Origin of the sequence: Bacillus sp. 105MF (assembly GCF_000374885.1) — a bacterium.
In the GTDB taxonomy this organism is placed as follows: Bacteria; Bacillota; Bacilli; order Bacillales; family Bacillaceae_G; genus Bacillus_A; species Bacillus_A pseudomycoides.
Window position 1 is genome coordinate 251,874 of record NZ_KB895565.1, and the last position, 18,252, is coordinate 270,125.

The 18,252-nt window shown below is 35.6% G+C and carries 19 protein-coding genes and 1 pseudogene; 14 read left to right on the forward strand and 6 right to left on the reverse strand.

Going from position 1 to position 18,252, the window contains the following annotated elements:
• Positions 1 to 47 precede the first annotated feature (47 nt).
• The 9 genes from C564_RS0101350 to C564_RS0101390 all read left to right on the forward strand — a co-directional run bounded on the left by C564_RS0101350 (position 48) and on the right by C564_RS0101390 (position 9,126).
• Positions 48 to 1,541 carry an aldehyde dehydrogenase family protein gene (locus tag C564_RS0101350; protein WP_018764178.1) on the forward strand — a complete coding sequence of 498 codons (1,494 nt, stop codon included), beginning with the start codon at positions 48 to 50 and terminating at the stop codon, positions 1,539 to 1,541.
• Positions 1,542 to 2,924, forward strand: coding sequence for a putrescine aminotransferase (locus C564_RS0101355; RefSeq protein WP_003196107.1), 1,383 nt, complete (start codon positions 1,542 to 1,544; stop codon positions 2,922 to 2,924).
• Between the two features lie 99 nt (positions 2,925 to 3,023).
• Positions 3,024 to 4,211 (forward strand): CaiB/BaiF CoA transferase family protein, encoded by a 1,188-nt coding sequence (locus C564_RS0101360; protein ID WP_006094115.1) that lies wholly within the window; start codon positions 3,024 to 3,026, stop codon positions 4,209 to 4,211.
• A 13-nt stretch (positions 4,212 to 4,224) separates the two neighbouring features.
• Positions 4,225 to 5,442 carry an acyl-CoA dehydrogenase family protein gene (locus C564_RS0101365; RefSeq protein WP_018764179.1) on the forward strand — a complete coding sequence of 406 codons (1,218 nt, stop codon included), beginning with the start codon at positions 4,225 to 4,227 and terminating at the stop codon, positions 5,440 to 5,442.
• Positions 5,443 to 5,569: 127 nt separating this feature from the next.
• On the forward strand, positions 5,570 to 5,947 hold the full coding sequence (locus C564_RS0101370; protein WP_018764180.1) for a GntR family transcriptional regulator: 378 nt from the start codon (positions 5,570 to 5,572) through the stop codon (positions 5,945 to 5,947).
• Positions 5,947 to 6,645: an ABC transporter ATP-binding protein gene (locus C564_RS0101375; RefSeq protein WP_003206361.1), complete on the forward strand. Its 699-nt coding sequence runs from the start codon at positions 5,947 to 5,949 to the stop codon at positions 6,643 to 6,645. Before C564_RS0101370 ends, C564_RS0101375 begins: the two co-directional genes overlap by 1 nt.
• The gene (locus tag C564_RS0101380) at positions 6,642 to 7,433 is read left to right on the forward strand and encodes a hypothetical protein (protein ID WP_018764181.1); all 792 of its coding nucleotides are present in this window, start codon (positions 6,642 to 6,644) and stop codon (positions 7,431 to 7,433) included. The genes C564_RS0101375 and C564_RS0101380 overlap by 4 nt, the downstream gene beginning before the upstream one ends.
• 14 nt (positions 7,434 to 7,447) lie before the next feature.
• The gene (locus C564_RS0101385) at positions 7,448 to 8,350 is read left to right on the forward strand and encodes an ABC transporter ATP-binding protein (RefSeq protein WP_018764182.1); all 903 of its coding nucleotides are present in this window, start codon (positions 7,448 to 7,450) and stop codon (positions 8,348 to 8,350) included.
• Positions 8,350 to 9,126 (forward strand): ABC transporter permease, encoded by a 777-nt coding sequence (locus C564_RS0101390; RefSeq protein ID WP_018764183.1) that lies wholly within the window; start codon positions 8,350 to 8,352, stop codon positions 9,124 to 9,126. Before C564_RS0101385 ends, C564_RS0101390 begins: the two co-directional genes overlap by 1 nt.
• A gap of 30 nt (positions 9,127 to 9,156) precedes the next feature.
• Here the strand turns inward: C564_RS0101390 and C564_RS0101395 are convergent, their stop codons facing one another.
• A complete protein-coding gene (locus C564_RS0101395; protein ID WP_018764184.1) occupies positions 9,157 to 10,614 on the reverse strand; it encodes an alanine/glycine:cation symporter family protein in 1,458 nt (485 codons plus the stop codon).
• Between the two features lie 228 nt (positions 10,615 to 10,842).
• Here C564_RS0101395 and C564_RS0101400 point away from each other — a divergent pair, with 228 nt between their 5' ends.
• A complete protein-coding gene (locus C564_RS0101400) occupies positions 10,843 to 11,856 on the forward strand; it encodes a CPBP family intramembrane glutamic endopeptidase (RefSeq protein WP_026008423.1) in 1,014 nt (337 codons plus the stop codon).
• A 59-nt stretch (positions 11,857 to 11,915) separates the two neighbouring features.
• On the opposite strand, the gene C564_RS0101405 is transcribed toward C564_RS0101400, so the two are convergent.
• The gene (locus tag C564_RS0101405) at positions 11,916 to 12,098 is read right to left on the reverse strand and encodes a DUF3913 family protein (protein WP_003196117.1); all 183 of its coding nucleotides are present in this window, start codon (positions 12,096 to 12,098) and stop codon (positions 11,916 to 11,918) included.
• A 96-nt stretch (positions 12,099 to 12,194) separates the two neighbouring features.
• A complete protein-coding gene (locus tag C564_RS0101410; protein WP_003196118.1) occupies positions 12,195 to 12,653 on the reverse strand; it encodes an Lrp/AsnC family transcriptional regulator in 459 nt (152 codons plus the stop codon).
• Positions 12,654 to 12,779: 126 nt separating this feature from the next.
• Between C564_RS0101410 and C564_RS0101415 the strand changes: the two genes are divergently transcribed.
• The 3 genes and pseudogenes from C564_RS0101415 to C564_RS0101425 all read left to right on the forward strand — a co-directional run bounded on the left by C564_RS0101415 (position 12,780) and on the right by C564_RS0101425 (position 14,283).
• Positions 12,780 to 13,202 (forward strand): carboxymuconolactone decarboxylase family protein, encoded by a 423-nt coding sequence (locus C564_RS0101415; protein ID WP_018764186.1) that lies wholly within the window; start codon positions 12,780 to 12,782, stop codon positions 13,200 to 13,202.
• A pseudogene (locus tag C564_RS33270) lies at positions 13,202 to 13,772 on the forward strand (cysteine hydrolase family protein). The gene C564_RS0101415 and the pseudogene C564_RS33270 overlap by 1 nt, the downstream one beginning before the upstream one ends.
• Positions 13,773 to 13,884: 112 nt before the next feature.
• Positions 13,885 to 14,283 (forward strand): SseB family protein, encoded by a 399-nt coding sequence (locus C564_RS0101425; RefSeq protein WP_003196121.1) that lies wholly within the window; start codon positions 13,885 to 13,887, stop codon positions 14,281 to 14,283.
• A 352-nt stretch (positions 14,284 to 14,635) separates the two neighbouring features.
• Here the strand turns inward: C564_RS0101425 and C564_RS0101430 are convergent, their stop codons facing one another.
• Positions 14,636 to 15,544, reverse strand: coding sequence for a S66 peptidase family protein (locus C564_RS0101430; protein ID WP_018764187.1), 909 nt, complete (start codon positions 15,542 to 15,544; stop codon positions 14,636 to 14,638).
• A gap of 117 nt (positions 15,545 to 15,661) precedes the next feature.
• Between C564_RS0101430 and C564_RS0101435 the strand changes: the two genes are divergently transcribed.
• A complete protein-coding gene (locus tag C564_RS0101435) occupies positions 15,662 to 16,759 on the forward strand; it encodes an NAD(P)H-dependent flavin oxidoreductase (RefSeq protein WP_003196123.1) in 1,098 nt (365 codons plus the stop codon).
• 17 nt (positions 16,760 to 16,776) lie between these two features.
• Here C564_RS0101435 and dltD read toward each other — a convergent pair whose 3' ends face one another.
• Both dltD and dltC read right to left on the reverse strand, forming a co-directional pair.
• Complete coding sequence (gene dltD, locus C564_RS0101440; protein WP_018764188.1) at positions 16,777 to 17,952, reverse strand: D-alanyl-lipoteichoic acid biosynthesis protein DltD; 1,176 nt, start codon at positions 17,950 to 17,952, stop codon at positions 16,777 to 16,779.
• A complete protein-coding gene (gene dltC / locus C564_RS0101445; protein WP_003196126.1) occupies positions 17,949 to 18,188 on the reverse strand; it encodes a D-alanine--poly(phosphoribitol) ligase subunit DltC in 240 nt (79 codons plus the stop codon). Before dltC ends, dltD begins: the two co-directional genes overlap by 4 nt.
• Positions 18,189 to 18,252 lie beyond the last annotated feature (64 nt).

Sequence of the window (18,252 nt, forward strand, 5' to 3'; positions counted from 1 at the left end):
ATTGCTTATATAATATATGAATGATTGACAAAGGGGGGCTATATACAGTGCTAGATTTAAAAATGTATCTAAACGGTGAATGGAGAGATTCTAGTAATCAAGAGAAAAAACCGATTATTAACCCTGCGAATGGCAAGGTTATCGCATATGCATCTGAAGGAACAATCGAGGATGCGAAATACGCGATTGAAGTGGCAAGAGCTACTTTTGATAGCGGAATTTGGTCAGAAACTTCTGCTGCGGAAAGAGCATCTTATTTATTTAAAATAGCAGATGAAATTGATAAAAATTTAAAAGAACTTGCGCGTCTTGAAACAATGGATAATGGAAAGACATATCGAGAGGCAGAAGGAGATATTGGAGATGCGGCAGCTTGTTTCCGCTATTATGCTGGGTTGATTACAAAGCCAGACGGACAAACGTATCATGTAGCTGATCCGATGCAAGCTATGGTAGTGAGAGAGCCAGTTGGTGTTTGTGGTTTAATAGTTCCTTGGAATTATCCGTTACTAATGAGTGTTTGGAAAATTGCACCTGCTTTAGCAGCTGGAAACACAATTGTATTTAAGCCTTCTGAGGTTACACCAATCACTGCAATAAAATTATTCGAAATAATGGAAAAAGTAGAATTACCAAAAGGTGTTGCCAATATGGTAATGGGTGCCGGACCAATAGTAGGAAATGAGATTGCAGCAAGTAATAAAGTTGATATGATCTCCTTTACGGGCGGAACAAAAACAGGAAAGCACATTATGAGAACCGCGGCAGATAATATGAAAAAGATTTCGCTAGAACTTGGCGGGAAATCTCCAAATATTATTTTTGCAGATGCAGATTTTGAAACAGCTGTTGATTATGCTCTGTTTGGTATTTATGCAGGTGCTGGACAAGTATGTTCAGCAGGATCAAGAATTCTTGTAGAAGAAAGCGTTTACGATAGATTTGTTAATCGTTTCGTAGAACGAGCAAAGCAAATTAATGTTGGACCTGGTGATAACCCAGAATCAGAGATGGGGCCACTTGTAAGTCAGGAGCATATGGAAAAAGTATTACGCTATATAGAGATTGGAAAAGATGAAGGAGCAGAAATTGTTTGCGGAGGAAAGCGTATACTGGCGGATGGGAAAGGTGATGGTTTCTTTATTGAACCAACGGTCTTTGTCAATGTAAAACCTGATATGCGTATTGTGCAGGAAGAAATTTTTGGTCCTGTTGTAGTTATCCAAAAATTTAAGGATGAACAGGAAGCAATTGAACTAGCAAATGGTACAGATTACGGCTTAGCTGGAGGTGTATTTACAGTTGATGGTGCTAAAGCGATGCGTGTAATCCGCAAGCTTCGTGCAGGAATTACGTGGATTAATAGTTACCACCCAACATACAACGAGGCGCCTTGGGGCGGATATAAACAAAGTGGTATCGGTCGTAGCTTAGGAACGTTTGGTTTAGAGGAATTCCAAGAAATTAAGCAGATTAATATAAATCTAGAAGTAGAACCAATTGGTTGGTTTGCAAATAAAAAGACTGTAGAGGTGAAATAGATGGAAACGAATGTGAAAAGTAAATCTAATGAACAAGATGTGAAGAATACGAGTGTAAATGATTATATTACAAAAGTACTGCAACTAATTGAAAAAGAGAAAGTTTCTGCAGAAGAGGCGAACTGGATCCAAAAAGAAACAGTAGATGGATTTAGAGAACACGTAAATCCTGGCTTCCTCGCATATAGAAAAACAGTAACAAAAGATGGGCAATTTGCAGCAGTAGAATGGTCTGATGAAGGATCTTGCTTCATGGATATCAATGGGAAAAAATATATTGATTGTTTAGGTGGATTCGGGATTTATAATGTTGGACACCGTAATCCGAAAGTTGTAAAAGCTGTAACGGATCAATTAAAGCGTCAAGCATTGCATAGTCAGGATTTACTAGATCCACTTCGTGCGATTCTTGCAAAAATTTTAGCGGATATTACACCTGGTGATTTGAAATATGCTTTCTTTACAAATAGTGGGACGGAAAGTGTGGAGGCAGCATTAAAACTAGCAAAAATGTACAGTGAACGAACAACTTTTATTTCCACAACACGTGCTTTCCACGGTAAGAGTCTTGGTTCTTTATCTGGAACAGCAAAAGGAATGTTCCGTAAACCATTCTTACCATTAATTCCAGGCTTCCGTCACGTCCCATTTGGTGATATTGATATGATGAGAAAAACATTTGAAACATGCGCGTTAGTTGGAGAAGATGTTGCAGCTGTTATTTTAGAACCAATCCAGGGAGAGGGCGGTATTATTTTACCTCCAGAAAATTATTTGAAACAAGTGAGAGAGCTTTGTGATGAATTCGGATCACTACTTATTTTTGATGAAGTACAAACAGGAATGGGACGCACTGGGAAAATGTTTGCTGCAGAATTATATGATGTTGTACCGGATATTATTTGTCTTGCAAAGGCATTTGGCGGGGGCGTAATGCCAGCGGGTGCAATTGTTGCTAAAGAAAAAGTATTCAAAAGCTGGTTTGAAAATCCATTCATGCATACAACAACGTTTGGTGGAAATCCACTTGCATGTGCTGCTGCAATTGCAACAATCCATGTATTATTGGAAGATAAATTACCAGAACGAGCTGCGGAAGTTGGGGAGTATTTCTTAAAAGGGTTGAAAAAGGCAGCGGAAGGACATGAAGACAAAGTATTTGAAATCCGTGGCCAAGGTTTAATGATTGGGATTGAATTCCATAAGGATGAAATTGGTTATGAAGTATCGAAGGCGATGTTTGATCAAGGAATTCTTGTTGCAGGAACGTTAATTAATTCGAAAACAATTCGTATTGAGCCATCGCTTACAATTAGTTATGAAGAAGTAGATACAGTAATCAATGCATTTAAATCAGTGTTGGCACAAGTAAAAGTACAATAATTTTTTACACAATAGCTTGTAAATACAAACCAGTAAAACCAACATGTCTCCTTTTTTTCTCATTGGTTTTGCTGGTTTTTACTATAGGAGGAGAAGGAGTTGGAGGGAGCACTACAAGGGATTACAATTATTGATTTATCTCGGGTTCTTGCCGGTCCTTTTTGTACAATGATTCTCGGTGATTTAGGAGCTGAGGTAATTAAAGTTGAGAATATAGGAAATGGTGATGATACAAGAGGATGGGGACCGCCTTTTGTAGAAGGAGAAAGTGCTTATTTTCTTTGTGCGAATCGCAATAAAGAGTCGCTTACATTAAATTTAAAATCAGAAATGGGAAAGGATATTTTGAAAAAACTTGTTTCTCATGCTGATATCGTTGTGCAAAATTTCAAGCCTGGGACACTTGAAAGAATGGGACTTGGTTATGATGTGTTACAAGAAGTGAAGGGAGACATTATTCTAGCTTCTATTAGTGGGTTTGGTCAAAAGGGTCCTGCTTCACATCTTCCTGGCTATGATTATATGATTCAAGCAATGAGTGGGCTTATGAGTATAACAGGAGGAAAGGATGAAGAGCCTGCAAAAGTAGGGGTTGCCATTTCAGATGTACTCACAGGTCTTTTTACGTGTATCGGGATTTTAGCGGCTCTGCAGCACCGAAATAGAACGGGAGAAGGGCAAGAAATTGATATTTCTTTATTTGATTCCCAATTAGCAGCATTAGTAAATGTAGCGAGCAATTATTTATGTACAGGTGAATTACCAGAGAGACTTGGCAATCAGCATCCGAATATTGTTCCATATCAAGTATTTGAAGCGGAGGATGGTGATCTTGTTGTTGCGGTCGGAAACGATGAGCAGTTTCATAAGTTTTGTTTGTTGCTAGGTAGACAAGATTTATCCAGCTTAGAACGTTATAAAACAAATGCAAGTCGCCTTCAGCATAAAGATGAGCTCGTCAATATGATTGCTATTGAAATGAAGAAGAAAAAGAAAGAGGAATGGAAACAACTTTTGGATGAAGCAGGAATTCCAAATGGACCAATTCTTAATGTGAAAGAAGCGCTAGAAACAGAGCAAGCCGTGGCAAGAGATATGACGGTCCATATGAAACATCCAACAATTGAAAATCTTAAACTTGTAGGTTCACCATTAAAGCTTTCAAGGACACCAGTACAGATGCAAAAATATCCACCACTCCACGGGGAACATACAGAAAAGATTTTGCGAAAATTAGGGTATTCTCAGGAAATCATTACGAGAATGACAAAAAATCAATGGATATAAGGAGGCAGTACAAATGAATTTTTCGTTAACAGAAGAACAACAAAGTGTTAGAAAAGTAGTGAGGTCCTTTGTAGATAATGAAATTATTCCATATATTAAAGAATGGGATGAAAAAGGACATTTTGAACAAAAAATCTTGAAGCGTTTAGCAGAACTGCAATTTATGGGCGTTTGTATCCCAGAACAATATGGCGGCGTGGGTATGGATTATAATACGCTGGCTATTGTTTGTGAAGAATTAGAACGCGGTGACACAGCTTTCCGTACAGCTGTATCTGTACATACAGGTCTAAATAGTATGACACTTCTGCAATGGGGAACAGAAGAACAAAAACAAAAGTACCTTGTTTCACAAGCGAAAGGTAAAAAAATTGGGGCTTTCGGTTTAACAGAACCAAATGCAGGATCAGATGTTGTTGCGATGCAAACGACTGCGGTAAAACAAGGCGATTATTACGTCTTAAATGGATCAAAAACGTGGATTTCGTTATGTGATGTGGCAGATCACTTTTTAATATTCGCGAAAACAAATTCGGAATTAAAGCACCGCGGTATTTCTTGTTTTATCGTAGAACGAACATTTCCTGGAGTATCGACAAAAGCGATAAAAGGAAAGCTTGGCATTCGAGCTGGCAACACAGGTGAAGTATTTTTAGATGAAGTAAAAGTACCAGCAGAAAACCTTCTTGGAGAAGAAGGTGAAGGGTTTAAAATTGCAATGGCTTCATTAGATAATGGACGTTTCACAGTAGCAGCAGGTGCGTGCGGACTGATTCAAGCAAGTTTGGAGGCAAGTGTAAAGTATTGTGAAGAGAGAAAAACATTTGGGAAAGAAATTGGGAAACATCAGCTTGTGCAGCAAATGATTGCGAAAATGTCTGCAAACCTTGAAATATCACGTTTATTGGTTTATAAAGCTGGGTGGTTAAAAAATGAAGGGAAACGTAATACACGTGAAACTTCTTTAGCAAAATGGATCGCTTGTGACGCTGCATTTGAAGCGGCAAATGATGCAGTGCAGGTGCACGGGGCATATGGATATTCAAATGAATTTCCAGTAGAACGATATTTGCGAAATGCAAAAGCTCCAGTTATTTACGAAGGAACACGTGAGATTCATACTATTATGCAGGCAGAATACGCACTGGGTTATCGCTCTGATAAGGAACTCCGTAATATGTTACCGAAGTGGCCTTTTGAAGAAAGTGAAGCAGAAATGGTAACGAAATAAAATAGGAAGGTAGTGCAACGAAGGTTGCACTACCTTTTTTTGTTATATTTTTAACTTACAAGTATTTACATCCCTTTTGTCTTAGTGTACTATTTAACTAGTACACTAAGACAAAAGGAGGGGGGAAATGAAAATTGAGTTTTCTCCTAACATTCCGATTTATATTCAGATGATGGAATACATAAAAAAGGAAATTGTAACAGGTCATTTATTACCTGGTGACAAAATTCCCTCTGTACGTGAATTAGCGAGTGAGTTACAAGTCAATCCAAATACAATTCAGCGTACATTTCAAGAACTAGAGAGAGAAGGTATCGTTGTAACACGCAGAGGGATGGGGAGATATGTAACGAGCGAAGGGGAGAAAATTATGCAGCTGCGCAAAGATATGGCAAAAGAGTTGCTTCATTCTTTTATAAACGGAATGGACAATTTAGGTTTTACAGAAGAGGAAATTCTCTCAATCCTTCGTTCCTCATTGGAAGAGAAAAGGGAGGAGAGCTGATGACAGAGCTATTAAAAATAGAGAACTTATGGAAGCGATATGGTTTAAAAGCAGTGATTCGTGAGCTAAACATAGAGATTACAGAAGGAAAAATCGTTGGTCTTGTTGGAGATAACGGTAGTGGAAAAACAACATTATTGAAAATGATCTCAGGTTTGCAGCACCCTTCGGAAGGAAATATCACAATAGCAGGTGAGAAAGTAGGTTTAGAAACAAAAAAGATTGTTTCATTTATGCCTGATAGACCAGTATTTGATGAATGGATGACTGTAAAAGAGGCTTTATTTTTCTATAGAGACTTTTATCAAGATTTTGATATTCAAAAGGCGGTTGATACGATAGCTGAATTTAAAATACCGCTAGAAGAAAAAATTACAGTACTGTCAAAAGGAATGGTTGAAAAGCTACAGCTGATTTTAACATTTTCGAGAAAAGCAAAACTTTATATATTAGATGAACCACTTGGCGGAATCGACCCTGTTTCACGGGAGCATGTGCTAGAACTTATATTACAATTTTATCGTGAAGATTGTACTATCATCATTTCGACCCATTTAATTGGCGAAATTGAAAACATTTTTGATGAGGTTATCTTTTTGAAGGATGGTGAGATTGTACTGCATGAGAATGTAGAAGAGCTTCGTTTTCAGAGGGGAAAAGCTGTAAATGAGTTGTTTAAGGAGGTGTTCAGGAAATGAGTTCACTTCTTCGATATTTATATAATTGTAATAAAAAGAAGGTATGGATAATTTATTTTGGATTTATTACTATTTCATTAATTTTATTATTTAATATGAAGGGGTCCTCAGGGATAAGGGTTTCAAATAGACAAGATATAGCATTAATCATATTTATATTGTTATTTTGTATGACTGCATTTTCTATCTTCTTATTGGCGATCTCTTCTTTCAGAAAAATAGTAAGAGGGTCTATGATTCAATATGTTGCCATCCCATCAAAGAAATATATATATGCGAATTTATTATTTTTTATAATAATGTTTACTCTATTGTCGTTAATAGGAATTGCTTTTTTACATCTTCTTTCTATCAATATATATGAGAATAAAGCAAATGGAGGGGTACAACAAGCCATTAATAGGTTATACAATTATGGGCTTTTACACCATTTGTTCTCTATCTTCTTATGGATTATAGATTTAGTGAGTACATTAGTTTCTCTGTATTTCATAATCATAGTTGTAAAACTATTTAATGTGAAATCCTCATTAAATAAAATGTTATTTATAATTTTCTTTGTTGTTTTCGGTGGAATCCAGTTTGTTATAACTAATATGCTAGACAAAATAAATATATATGTATTTTCGATAAAAAATGTTGGAGTTATAGATAAAAATGGTTTTTTCGAAACATCTTTTTATTTTAATGATGCTTCAAATATTTCTTATTTAATTTTTAGTTTATTATTAACTTTTTTATTGATGGTAATAACAAGTCATATCATCGACAAAAAACTAGAAGTCTAAAGGAGGAACAATCATTGGGAAACGTAGTAGTGAAATTAGAAAACGTCCATAAAAAAATAGGAAAAAATGAAATTATTCGTGGTCTTTCATTTGAAGTTCGTGAAGGGGAGGTATATGGATTTCTTGGACCGAATGGAAGCGGGAAAACGACGACAATTCGGATGATGACTGGTCTGATTTCAATGACAAAAGGCGATATCACAATTTGTGGTCATAACATTCGTACAGAACGTGAGAAGGCGTTAGAACAAATTGGAGCGATTGTCGAGAATCCTGAACTCTATGACTATATGACAGGAATGCAAAATTTAAGGCATTTTGCAAATATGGCAATTACACCAATTAGTAAAGAGCGTATCGTTGAAATTGTAAAGCTTGTTGAATTAGAGCATGCCATTCATAAAAAAGTGAAAACATATTCACTTGGAATGAAACAACGTCTTGGTATTGCGCAAGCACTTTTACATAATCCGAAAATTTTAATATTAGATGAACCGACAAACGGATTAGATCCAGCGGGTATTCGCCAAATTCGTGATTATTTACAACGATTAGCGAAAGAAGAATACATTGCGGTTATCGTATCAAGTCATTTATTAAGCGAAATTGAACTTATGTGTGATCGTGTAGTTATTATTAAGCAAGGTCAGTTTGTGCAAGAGTATAACTTACATGAGCAAGCAAAGCATGGTGAAACGGTTGTAGTGGCATTTGAGGTAGATCAAATTCAGAAAGCGAATGAAATTATTAAAGGTAAGGCACAAGGGAGCGTAGTTGAGACATCTGTAGCGAAAGAAAAGATTCCGCAAATTGTAAAACAACTTGTACATGCTGATGTACTTGTATATGGTGTGACAGTGCAAAATAAAACGTTAGAGGATGAGTTCTTAGCGATTACTGGGGGAGTGAAAGCGTAATGTTTAAATTAATTCAAAATGAATTGCTAAAGTTACATGCGAAAAAAGGTATGTATATATTGATAGGTGTAATTGCTGCATTGGAAGTTTTAGGTGTCCTCGCAATATTAAAATGGGGTGAAGCTAAAGATTTCAATGGAACATATTTAGATTTTACGAAGTCAGATATTAGTTTAGTTATTTTATTTGCAACAATTTTTGGTATTACGATTGCTTCTCGTACGATTACAGAGGAGTTTCAAAAAGGAACGATTAAGCAATTATTAATTCGTCCTAGAAAAAGAATTATGATTTTATTTTCTAAATACATTTCTGTATTACTAACAATGTTATTTGTTGTCTTTGCTGGTATGTTAATTGCAATGATTATCGGTGCAATTGCAATGGACGGAGGGAAAACAGATTTAACGTTAAGCATATTGCTTAAGTCAATCTTATATCAACTTCTTGCACCGTTCTTCTTTGCAACACTTGCCTTTTTCTTGGCAAATGTTTTTAGAAAATCAGTATTACCATTAATCATTACATTGTTCTTATTCTTCTTGCAAGGGGCAATTAATATAGCTCTTATGATGTTTGCAAAAGGTATTGCTAAATTTGTTGTGTTTTTCCATTTGAACTTAAGTATGTACGACAGCAACAAATTAATTAGTGGCGGTGTTGAACCACCATTTACAGAATTTAATTTCACAACATCTTTACTGCTAGTACTTGCTTATTTTGTAGTATTACTTGTTGCATCAAGTGCATTATTCCAAAAGCGTGATGTACTATAATAGAAAAATCCCCGCTCGCGGGGATTTTTCTTAACCAACTTTTTCTTCTGTTTTTTCACGATCCCAACATTCTGTATTTTCTAAACCAGGAATGCTGTCAGCGTAGAAGACTGGGTCTTGCCCAGCCTCTTTTTGCTTCATATAGTCTTTCAATGCTGCAAATGCATATTTGCTTAAGAAAATAATTGTAACTAAGTTGAAGATTGCCATAACGCCCATGAATAGGTCAGCTAAATCCCATACAACTTGAATGGTTGCAACAGAACCTAGGAATACCATACCAATTACAGCGATGCGGTAAATCATAAGTGTTGTTTTGCTTCCTTTTAAGAACTCGATATTTGTCTCACCATAATAGTAATTTCCGATTAGAGAACTGAAAGCAAACAAGAAGATTGCTACAGCGACAAAGATTGGAGCCCAAGGACCAATATGCGCTTTTAACGCTTCTTGTGTTAACTGAATACCGTTTAAATCTGTTCCAGTATGAACGTCTGATAAAAGGATAATAAAAGCAGTACAACTGCATATTAATAATGTATCTGTAAAGACACCAAGTGTTTGAATAAAACCTTGTTTAACAGGGTGTGTTACGTTAGCAGTCGCAGCTGCGTTTGGTGCACTACCCATACCAGCTTCATTGGAGAATAAACCACGTTTGACACCAAGTAAAACAGTTGCACCAAAGCTACCGCCCGCGATTTCTTTTATGCCAAATGCGTGTGCTAAAATTTCTTTTATCATTTCTGGAATCAATGTAATATTTGTCACGACAACAAATAGTGCAACTGCAACATAAATGATTGCCATAACTGGTACAATCATTTCTACAACACGTGCGATTCGCTTTACGCCACCAAAAATAATAACAGATAATAGGGCAGCTAATGAAACTCCAACTATTTTTGGATCGATATGAAAAGCACCATCGAATGCAGATGTTACGGTATTTGCTTGTACAGCGTTAAAGACTAAACCGAAACTAACTGTGATTAAAACGGAGAAAATCATACCCATCCAGCGTTTGTTTAAACCTTTTTCCATGTAGTATGCTGGTCCACCACGGAATGTTTTACCGTCTTTAATTTTATAAATTTGTGCAAGTGTACTTTCAACGAAAGCAGATGCGCCGCCAATCATAGCGATAAGCCACATCCAAAAGACGGCACCTGGTCCACCCGTAGAAATAGCAATTGCTACACCAGCTAAGTTACCTGTTCCAACACGTGATGCTGTACTCATGCAAAACGCTTGGAATGAAGAAACACCATGCTTTTCTTTTTGTGCTTTACGTGTAGAAGGGCTTGCGCCATCGCCTAGCAAACGGATCATTTCACGAATGTGACGGAATTGAACAAATCCAGCTCTTATTGTAAAATAACAACCTACAGTGATTAACAATGTAATTAAAATATAACCCCATAAATATTCGTTTGTTGTTGTAATAAACTTATGAATCGGAGTAATGACATTTTCAAAAAAATCCATGTGCGTAATCCTCCTTATTCCTATCATGATAATGTGTTTTGAAAAAACAGGTATAAAAAGCGACGTTTAACATTATAACAGAAAATCTTGCAAAGAGGAAATTACAAAATAGATTCCTTATTATATATTTTAATAGGTATAGTATTTAAAAGCGAACTGAGAAAAATAGGAAGAATTTTAATGATATTCATATTAAAATATAAATATATCATCTTGGGGGTGTTTTTTATTCAATACGCATTTTCACGTATACGACTTCGTAATTTTTTGGCATGGATGATTTTGGGTATAGTAGTAATGGTGCTACCGCTATCCTTTGCGGGCGCTTCAGAAAATGTCATGGATGTTGCAGTGCAAATTTCGGTGTTTTTTGTATTTCCACTACTATGGTTATATTTAAAAACACGAAAAAATAATGTTATATTTACTAGCTTCTTTGATAAACCATCACGGTTAAACTGGAAGATAATCATAGTTGCAACCGCAATGGGAATGATTTTTGCATTCGGTGTATCTTTTATTCAATTTTACATATTAGCACATCTTGTTCCAGATTTCTTAATGGGTGTATTAAGTGATGATAGTGTAATTGATATGAGTAGCACATATACAAAAATCTTTAGCTTTATTTCAGCATGTATTTTTGCACCTATTATGGAGGAAGTTATCTTTCGAGGTTTCTTTTTACAGCGTATGACGTTTAAGTGGGGGATAAAACGTGCTGTAATTGTGTCCTCTCTTATTTTTGGTTTAGGACATTTTGATGTAGTCGGTGCTTTTGTATTTGGTGTTGTCATGTGTCTTCTTTACATAAAAACGAAAAATATATGGACGAATATTGCTGTTCATGCGTTGAATAATTGTATAGCAACTACCATCCAATTAACGAGTGGTGAAGGAACAGATGATGTCATTTCGATTGCTGAATTACAAGGACAAAGTAATTTATGGATTGGACTCGTTGTAATTCTGATCAGTTTATTATGGTTGGCACCTTTTATTCGTAAAAATTGGCGAACTGTAAAAGAAGTGGGGGTACCACCTCTTCGTTTTATCAATGAAGATAAGGCAGTTGTACCATTACAACAAAATAAAATGTATAGTCAAGTCATTTTAACGGATCAACTTATGGCTGTAGAGTTGCCAGATGAGGCTGTGAATCAGTTGAGATTAGAAGAGAATGATTATGTAACGGTTGTAGTACAGAATGAAAAAATTATTATAACAAAGGCAGAACACTGATAAGAGTATAGGAAATGAAAAATAGCAGCTCTCCAATATAAATGAGGAGAGCTGCTATTTTAATGGATAACAATTTCAACGTGGAAGTTGTTTCCGTTTTTTACATATTTAATATCTGTGACTGTACGAACCATTTTTAAAATTTCCACCTTTTCCCCAATTCGAGGGATGGTGGGAACATTATCCCAAATGCCAAGTAAATCATCTTCTTGTATCGTTTTTTCGTAAAACCAAATTTTCAATGTAATGCCCCTTTCTCGAACTTTATGTATTTTAATACATAATAAAACATTTTTATTCTTTTTGTAAGGGGTTTTTTATTATATTTTGAATAAAAATTAATTTTGTTCTTCTGGAAAAATATGTTCGATATCAGGAGTAAGGGATACTTCCGATAATACGATATGAGAAACAGTTGTTGCATATGAAGAAACATCATTAATAAACTCTTCAAGTTCAACTAATGAAGGAACAGAAATTTTAACGATATAACAAAGACTTCCAGTTACGCGATAGCAAAAGCTTGCCGATGGATACGATTGAATAAATTGTTGCATGCGCGTTGTATCACCATTTTTTAAGGTGATTTCTAAAATACAATCTAAGACGAGCCCGGCTTTTTTATAATCAATATCAATTGTATATTTTTGAATGACTCCTTCATTTTCTAACTTACGAACACGTTCTGCAGTAGAAGGCGCGGATAAGTTTACGCGTTTTGATAATTCTCGCATAGAGAGGCGACTATCATTATATAATTCATTTAAAATTTTACGATCTACACGATCTAATTGCATATGTAACTATACCTCCAGTAAAATAATAATTTTTGTAAAGAAAATATATAAATAAAGATTCATATGAAATGTGAAAAGGCTATACTTTATTTTACAATAAAACAGAAAGGAATAGGAGGAGAAATGATGGAGAGAATTTCATTATCAGATGTAGGAGAAACAAAGTTTCAAAAATTATTAGGGCATTGTCCAGATATACTACATACTTGGAGTGTATTAGAAAATACATTATATGAAAAAGGGGCACTTTCTGCAGAATTAAAAGAACAAGTACGTAGAACACTTGCTTTTGGAAATGAGTGTTTGTATTGCATGGCAAAAGGAAAGCCAGATGATGTGCAAAAGGTAGAAGAGATTAGTACTGCTGTAACCTTTGCACATGTATTTGTACATAATCGTTCAGCGATAGATGATAAGATGTTTGATGTGTTGAAACAGTATTGGAGTGAGGCAGAGATTGTAGAGCTCTGTGTATATATTTGCTTTATTACTGCTTCACAACAACTTGGATTTTTATTTCAATTACAGCCAGGAGAGGAGAAGGAATAATGCTGAAACAGTCAGCACTTGTTATTATTGATGTACAAAAAGCGTTTAATCTACCTTATTGGGGCGAGCGAAATAATCCTTTTGCAGAAGAGAATATGAAAAGTTTATTAGAAGAGTGGAGACGAAGAGATTTGCCGCTTTTTCATATACAACATGTAAATAAAGAAAATATAGAATCGATGTTTCATCCAAATGCAGAAACAAGTCAGTTTAAAGAGGAAGTACAGCCATTACAAGGGGAGATAGTTATTCAAAAGTGTGTGAACAGTGCATTCATGGGAACAAATTTAGAAAAGCAATTAAAAGAGAAGAATTGTAATTCGATTATTATTGTTGGGTTAACGACGAATCACTGTGTGGAAACAACAACACGGATGGCTGGAAATTTAGGCTTTTCAACGTATTTAGTAAGTGATGCAACAGCTACATTTAATCGAAAAGGGCCGGATGGTTTACAATATTGTGCAGAAGAAATTCATAATATGACCCTCGTAAATCTTCATGAGGAATTCGGCTACCATCGTTACAACATCGGAAATATTAGAGAAGGTAAGATTGGTTCAGTTGTAACGATGAATGATTGATACTATTTCAATAAAATATTTGAATAATTATGTAGAAAAAAATAAGAATATTTCGTATAATTAAAGTATAATTATTTTGAAAATAGGGGTGGCAGCATATGGAGCAAATTCCAGTAAAGAAAATAGAAACAGTACTCGTTTTAGCAGAAGAGGATAAACAAAAACAAAAGGAATTTTATGAATTGTTGCTAACAACTCATTTTTATGTTGCTGGATCTATAGAGGCGGATGATTCTGCATCAGAAGGAACACTTCGTTTGCGTTATTTCCAAGGAGAGGGTAGATGGATCGTACCGTTCTTTACACAATTGGAATTTGTGAAAGATGTGTTGCCGGAAGAAACGCCCCTTATTACGATACGTGGAAAAGAATTATTTGAAAATCTAGATCAAGAAGCGACGGCGGTATTGAATGTTGGTACAGAGCTTAGCAAAACGTTTATTCCAGAAGAGGTTGCGGATATAGCATCTGGGCGTATATTTAATTATTATCAGTAAAAAAATTGTTGTCAGCACTCCTTATAGTCAACTCGGTATAAGGAAATATATATAAATACAAATTGAAAAATCGACATAAAACCTAATATGTAGGTGGAAGAGAGCATCCGACCATGCATAAAAGCGGTCAGACCCTCTTCCTGCCCCATGCTAAGTGAAAACAAAGAGAGAAAGTAAGTACGGGTCACCTTTTTTCTTCATAACAGCGACTTATATGTTGAAAAATCAAAATGGATATATAGTAAAAAGGAAAAGCGATACACGCTCTTCCTTTTTTTGCTGTGAATGAAAAATTATATAGAGTATTTCCTTCTAACCTAATATAAAGTGAAATCTTAATCAGTGAGGATGATTAAAATTTCACACCTGAAGGGATAGAAAGTGTATTTCTTTCCGTGTCTATTGTGGCAGTAACACCGAGTGGTATTCCGACATTTGGCTGTATATGCCCGATAGGAAGGCCGAATAATACAGGAATATTGTATGGAGCGAGATAGTTATACAATATGGTTTGTAATGATAGAGACTGCTTTGAGGCTATACAATCATGGCAGCTTGTGAATACAACTCCTGCACATTCATTCAATTTTCCTGCTAAATGTAATTGATTGAACATGCGATCAATACGATACGGTTCTTCTTCAATATCTTCAAGTAATACAATTTTATTCGCTGTATAGATTTCATAGGGGGTACCCAGTGTACTTACTAAAACGGTTAAATTACCTCCAACTAATGGTGCGGAAACTGTACAAGTAGATGTAGTGGTAATGCATTCTGCTGCTGGTAAAATAGTTGAATACGGATAGAATAGTTGATTGAAAGAAGATAAAGAAAGAGAATTCACTCCTTTTCCTAATTCTTCAATCATAGGTCCATGGAATGTAATGAGTCCTGCATATTGTGAAAAGGCAATATGTAAAGCAGTAATATCACTATATCCCCAAAAAATCTTCGGGTTGTTTCGAATGAGTTCATATTGAATATGAGGAAGGAGACGACCACTTCCGTATCCACCTCTTGCGCAAAAAACGGCTTGCACTTCAGGATTGGAAAAAGATTCATGTAAATCCTGAAGGCGGATTGCATCATTTCCAGCTAGATAGCCGTATTTCTCGTAAACACTTTGACCAATTATTACGGATAGGCCCATTGTTTCTAATACTTTTTTTCCTGCAAGGACGTGTTCTATTACTGGAGGGCCTGCTGGAGCAATAATCATTACCGTATCACCTTGTTGTAAGACATTTGGCTGAATCATTTAAATCTCCTCCTTCGTTTTCAGTATATTCGTTTATAAGCAGTTCGATCCTTTTAAAAGAAGGGAAAAGTTTGTTGAGTCGAGAAGATATAAGAGGGCATAGGGAGGGGAAGAAGGATGTTTACAAGCAGAGTAAATGATGTATTACAAATAAAGTATCCAATTATTCAGGCTGGTATGGCAGGTGCAATTACGACACCAGAGCTTGTTGCGGCTGTGTGTAATAGCGGCGGCTTAGGAACGCTCGGGGCTGGTTATATGAGTCCGGAACAAATTCGTCAATCTATTTATAAAATAAGAGAGTTAACAGATAGGCCGTTTGCAGTAAATTTGTTACTTACGAAAGAAATACAAATTGAGGAAGAAAAAGTACAAGTAGCAAGAAATTTATTAGAGCCGATACGAAAAGAATTAGGTATAGATGAGTATAATCAATCATTACAACTTCCGAAAAGTTATAAAGAACAATTGCACGTGTTAAAGGAAGAAAAAGTTCCGGTTATAAGCTTTGCATTTCACACGTTAGAACAAGAGGAAATTGTATCGTTGAAGAAAGAGGGCATAAAGATAATTGGAACAGCTACAAATGTGGCAGAAGCGAAGGTGCTTGCTGAATTAGAGGTAGATGTAATTGTTGGACAAGGTAGCGAGGCTGGAGGACACCGCGGGACTTTTATTGGGAAAGAACAAGATTCTATGATCGGTACATTTGCATTAATTCCACAAATGGTAGCCGCAGTATCAAATATCCCAATTGTAGCGGCAGGAGGCATTATGAATGGACAAGGTCTTGTTGCAGCAATGGCACTAGGTGCAGAAGGCATTCAAATGGGAACAGCATTTTTAACAAGTGAAGAAAGTATTACACATAATGTACATAAAAAAGCGGTACTGCACAGTACAGATACGAGTACAACTGTAACGAGATCATTTTCTGGAAAATATGCAAGGGGGGTTCGAAATACATTTATAGAACAACATGAAGAAAAAGAAGAAATGCTCCCAATGTATCCGGTTCAAAATGTATTAACCGCTAAAATACGTCAAGAAGCTGCAAAACAAAACAAAGGGGAATATATGTCACTCTGGGCTGGACAAGCTTCTTCATTAGCAAGAAAAGAATCAGCTCAGCAAATTGTTGAACGAGTGTTGGGAGAAGTAAAGGTAACCGTAGAAAATTTACAAAGCCTATATACAAAAAGACCACTTGAATAATTCAAGCGGTCTTTTTATTAGTTTGTTTTATAAAATTGCTGGATCGCTTCGTCGATGTATACCCAGCCTTTCCAGCCTAAGTGCATATGATCTTTTAAGAAGTATTTGTCATACTCATGGTTTGAAAAGTCAGCAATTGGATAGCCAGCTTGTTTAATTTGCTCATGAACTTTCTTATAGTATAATTCGCGTCGTTCTTTCGGGAATCCAGCATAATCATACCAAGGACCTTTTACAGGAACAGAAATGAAGAGTGGTTTTGCACCAGATTGTTTTAATAAATCGAGCGCAATTTGTAAATCTTCATATTCTGGAGAGTGATCATAAGCGTCATTTTTTAAGTAATCTTTGCGTTGCTTCAATTTCTTTTTAATTTTGCTATTGAAGTAATCATCTTCGATACCATACTGATTTGATTTTGATTCTAATTCACCAGTTTGATCCGCGTGTTTACGTGCTTCATTCCAGTTCATTTGTTTCAATGCTGGATCAAGTTGTTCTTTATGCGGTTTAATATCGAACATCACTGTAAATATGTCTTTGCGATCTAAAATATTACGGTAAAGATAAGCAAATGGTTTCGCTGCAATTGCTTTTATCTTATGTTTAGTATCATCATAGACAATGCCTTCTAAAGATATTTTTAATAACGTCTCTTTTTTTACAATTTCAAAGTTCAATAAACGTTTTGCAATTTGTTTTTTCATTTCAGGCTTTAAATCATTGTTAAAAATGAAATGGTAGCCTTGTTGTTTTGAAAAGTTAGGTGCAAAGTGTGTTTCATCAATGCCTTGTGGTACAAACCATTGTGGTGAAAGAACAAAGACCATTTTTTTATCTTTTAATTGATCCATTGTAGATGCAAAGTTTAGCACATGGATAAGGTCTTGCGTTCCACCACGACCAAGAAGAAATGGTGTGAATCCTTCAGGTTTTACTTTAAAGTAATTGGATGGATGAAAAGCATCCATTCTTGCAAATTCCGATGAACCATACATCGGAAGGTATTTCGGATCTTCTAACATTTTTTGCTGTAAAATCATACTTTGTATTTTCTCTGATTTTAGAGAAGTTGCCGCCTCTTCTACTTTCTTATCACTGACAAGCGGAAGTAGAAAGCGCGTTGGAATAAGTAAGAATACAGCAAAAAGGGCCAATGCTAAGAGCATCGGTCCAAAAGTTGCTTTTTTCATCGGATTTCTTCCAACTTTTTAATAATCATGTTTGGTGTTGCCCACTCATCACGATCAAAATCAGAAATAGATACTTCGATATCTAGACGTTCTTGGAATTCTACTAATAAAGATACTGTACCGAAAGAATCAAGGATACCTTCTTCAAATAATTGTACATCTGGATTTTCTTTTACAATATCATTTTCACAAACTTCTTCTAAAATATCTAATACTTGATCTTTAAATTCTGCCATTTTTAAAATCTCCTTTATATCCGAAATATATTATGTGTAACTTCTTAGCTGTAAGAAAAGAAGC